At 62.5% G+C, this 3,244-nt stretch carries 4 protein-coding genes; all 4 read left to right on the top strand.

Features of this window, described 5'->3' with window-relative positions; genetic code table 11:
- Positions 1-75 precede the first annotated feature (75 nt).
- On the top strand, positions 76-1,434 hold the full coding sequence (locus B4E36_RS15375) for a flagellar biosynthesis protein FlgA (protein ID WP_345900544.1): 1,359 nt from the start codon (positions 76-78) through the stop codon (positions 1,432-1,434).
- On the top strand, positions 1,431-1,724 hold the full coding sequence (locus tag B4E36_RS15370) for a putative quinol monooxygenase (protein WP_292056884.1): 294 nt from the start codon (positions 1,431-1,433) through the stop codon (positions 1,722-1,724). Before B4E36_RS15375 ends, B4E36_RS15370 begins: the two co-directional genes overlap by 4 nt.
- A 10-nt stretch (positions 1,725-1,734) precedes the next feature.
- Complete coding sequence (locus tag B4E36_RS15365) at positions 1,735-2,640, top strand: NAD(P)-dependent oxidoreductase (RefSeq protein ID WP_292056881.1); 906 nt, start codon at positions 1,735-1,737, stop codon at positions 2,638-2,640.
- 35 nt (positions 2,641-2,675) lie between these two features.
- Positions 2,676-3,244 (top strand): TRAP transporter substrate-binding protein DctP (dctP, locus tag B4E36_RS15360; RefSeq protein WP_345900543.1); only part of this gene is annotated, 569 nt, incomplete at its 3' end.

Genomic DNA, 3,244 nt, shown 5'->3' with positions numbered 1-3,244 from the left:
CGCAGTGACCGTCGGCATTCTCCTGCGCGGAAAATGGTTTTTCGACCGGACGGTCGCAATACGGAGTAGCTCCACATGAATCTCTCATCGATGCTCGCAGCGCGCCATGCAGAAGGCCGTCCCATCCACGTCGGCCTGATCGGAGCAGGCAAGTTCGGCTCCATGGTTCTGGCCCAGGCGCGCAAGATCGCCGGCTATCACATCGTCGGCGTTGCGGATCTGGATGCCGGCAAGTCGCGGGCTTCACTGAAGCGCACTGGCTGGCAGGCCGAGGAATACGACGCCACGTCGCTTTCCGACGCGATGGACACCGGCAAGACCTTTGTCACCGAGAGCGCGGCCGACCTGTGCGCGTTCGAGGGCATCGACTGCATCATCGAGGCGACCGGCCATCCGATTGCCGGTACCCGGCATGCGCTGCAGGCGATCGACGGGATGAAGCATATCGTCATGGTCAATGTCGAGGCCGATGTCATGTGCGGTCCGATCCTGGCGGCTAGGGCGCGCGCCAAGGGACTCGTCTACTCCATGGCCTACGGCGATCAGCCGGCCTTTATCTGCGAGCTGGTCGACTGGGTCCGCTCCTGCGGTTTCGAGCTGATCTCCGCCGGCAAGGGCATGAATTTCGAGCCGCGCTACCGATATTCGACGCCGGATACCGTATGGGGATTTTTCGGCTGGACCGAGGAGGAAGTGGCAAAGGGCGACTTCAACCCTAAGATGTACAATTCGTTCACGGATGGCACCAAGGCCGCGATCGAAATGGCGGCCGTTGCCAACGGGACCGGGCTCGACTGCCCGGATGACGGACTGGCCTTCTACCCCTCCGGCCTTCAGGATCTCGCCTCGGTCTTCAAGCCGGCATCCGAAGGCGGCCGCATGCCGAAGTCGGGCCTTGTCGATATCGCCGCCAGCCAGGAACCCGATGGCCGCGAAGTGCTGAACAATATCCGTTACGGCATGTTCGTCACCTTCAAGGCACCGGACGAATATACCCGTGACTGCTTCAAGCAATACGGTCTCCTGACGGACAAGTCCGGCTGGTATGGCTCGATGTGGCGCCCCTTCCACCTGATCGGTCTGGAAACCTCCGTTTCGGTCCTGTCCGCGGTACTCCGCGGTGAGCCGACCGGATCTTCAAAGGAGTATCGCGGCGATGCCGTGGCTGCCGCCAAGGGCGAGTTCAAGGCCGGCGACATGCTGGACGGCGAAGGCGGCTATGCTGTTTGGGCCAAGGCGATCCCGGCCACCATTTCGAGCAAGATCGACGCACTGCCGATCGGCCTTGCCCATAACGTCAAGCTCAAGAACCCGATCAAGCGCGATCAGGTCGTTCGCATGTCCGACGTGGAACTCGTTGATGATCTCGACGTCGTCGCTCTGCGCCGCGAACAGGTAAGCAGCATGGGACCAAAGGCGGAGAAGGCGGCATGAGCTATGTCGTCCTGCCGCAGTTCGATGTTGCCGAGGACAATCTGGCGGCCTTCCTTGAGGCCGCTCGTGACGATGCGGAAAAGTCACTTGCGCTGGAACCGGGCTGCCGCCAGTTCGACGTCTTCGTTGACCGGAGCCGTTCGCCGGTGAAGGTGATGTTCTACGAAGTCTATGACGATCGCGCGGCATTCGACGCCCATCTCGAGACGCCGCATCTGACGGCGTTTCGTGACGCCCTGTCGCTCGTCGAGGAAGGTCCTGTCGGGTTCTTCGAGCGGGTGATGCCATGAGGAGCATCCAATGAGCAGGCCGAAGATTGCGGTTCTCGGAACGGGCCTGATGGGAGGCCCGATGGCGGCCAATCTGCTCGGCGCCGGCTTTCAGGTCACCGTCTGGAACCGCAGTGCAGAAAAGACCGCCCCACTCGCGGCCAAGGGCGCCGGGCTTGCCGGCAACCCGGCGCGCGCCGTTGCCGATGCCGATGCGGTGATCGTCATGCTATCCTCAGGGCCAGTCTGTGAGGACGTGCTTTTCGGCAGCGGGGCAGCGGCCAATGCGATGCGCAAGGGCGCATTGCTGATCGTGATGTCATCGATCGGCATGGGCGAGGCAGAGGCCATGGCCGAGAGGGCGCAAGCTCTTGGCCTCAGGTGGCTCGACGCTCCGGTTTCCGGCGGAACGCCTGCTGCGACGAACGGGTCGCTGTCGATCATGGTCGGCGGGCAGACGGTAGACGTGCGCGCGGCAAGCCCAATCCTGTCTGCGATGGGGCGCGTCGTTCACATCGGCCCTGCCGGCACGGGCGCGCTCACCAAACTCATCAACCAGTCGCTGGTCGCAAGCACGCTTGTGGCGGTTTCGGAAGCACTGCTGATGGCGGAAAGGGGCGGCGCGGACCTTGCCAAGGTGCGCGAAGCGCTGCTTGGCGGCTTTGCCGCTTCGAAAATCCTCGATCTGCACGGCCAAAGGATTATTGCCGGCAACTTCCAGCCCGGAGGCCCGGCAAAATACCAGGTCAAGGACACCGAGGCGGCGCTCGACGTCGCCGACGATCTCGGACTCGACCTGCCAGCCCTGAAGCTTGCGGATGCATTGTTCTCGTCGCTTGTCGAACATGGCGGCGCGGATCTCGATCATTCGGCGCTGTTTCTCGAATTGAAGCGGCGCAATGGCGACGACCTGTCGGAAAGCGCCTTGAAAACCTGAACACCCAGTTCATCAACCACGGGAGGAGACCCAAAATGAAAAATGCACTCAACCTTACCCGCCGCCGTCTGATGCACGGCCTGGCCGCGGCCGCGATGGTGATCGCCGGCAGCAGCATTGCCGGTTCCGCATTTGCCGCGACGACATTGCGCATTGCAGTTCCCGATCCGGCAGAAAGCTCGGTCGGGCGCGCAGCCTCGCGCTTTGCGGAACTGGTCGAGGAGAAGACCGACGGCGAAGTGATATTCCAGGTGTTTCCCGATGGCGTGCTGTTCGGCAAGGACCAGAACGCCGCGATCAACCAGCTTGGCTCCGGCGCCCTTGACGGGCTGATCCTGGCCTCGTCGGTCTACGCCTCGTTCGAGCCGAAGATGAACGCCATTTCGCTGCCCTACCTCTTTACCGATTACGACCAGTTGAAGGCCTATCTTTCGGGCGCTCCGGGACAGGAGCTGATTGCCTCCGTCGAGCGGCTGAACATCAAGGGCCTCGGCTTCTTCTTGCGCACCTTCCGCGACGTGACCACCCGTGACCAGCCGATTACCACGGCGGCGGATTTCAAGGGACTGACGCTGCGCACGCCCAACAATCCGCTGTTCGTCAA

It is taken from the genome of Martelella sp. UBA3392, from assembly GCF_002358775.1.
Taxonomy (GTDB): domain Bacteria; phylum Pseudomonadota; class Alphaproteobacteria; order Rhizobiales; family Rhizobiaceae; genus Martelella; species Martelella mediterranea.
This window is presented reverse-complemented; position numbering and strand designations above follow the sequence as displayed.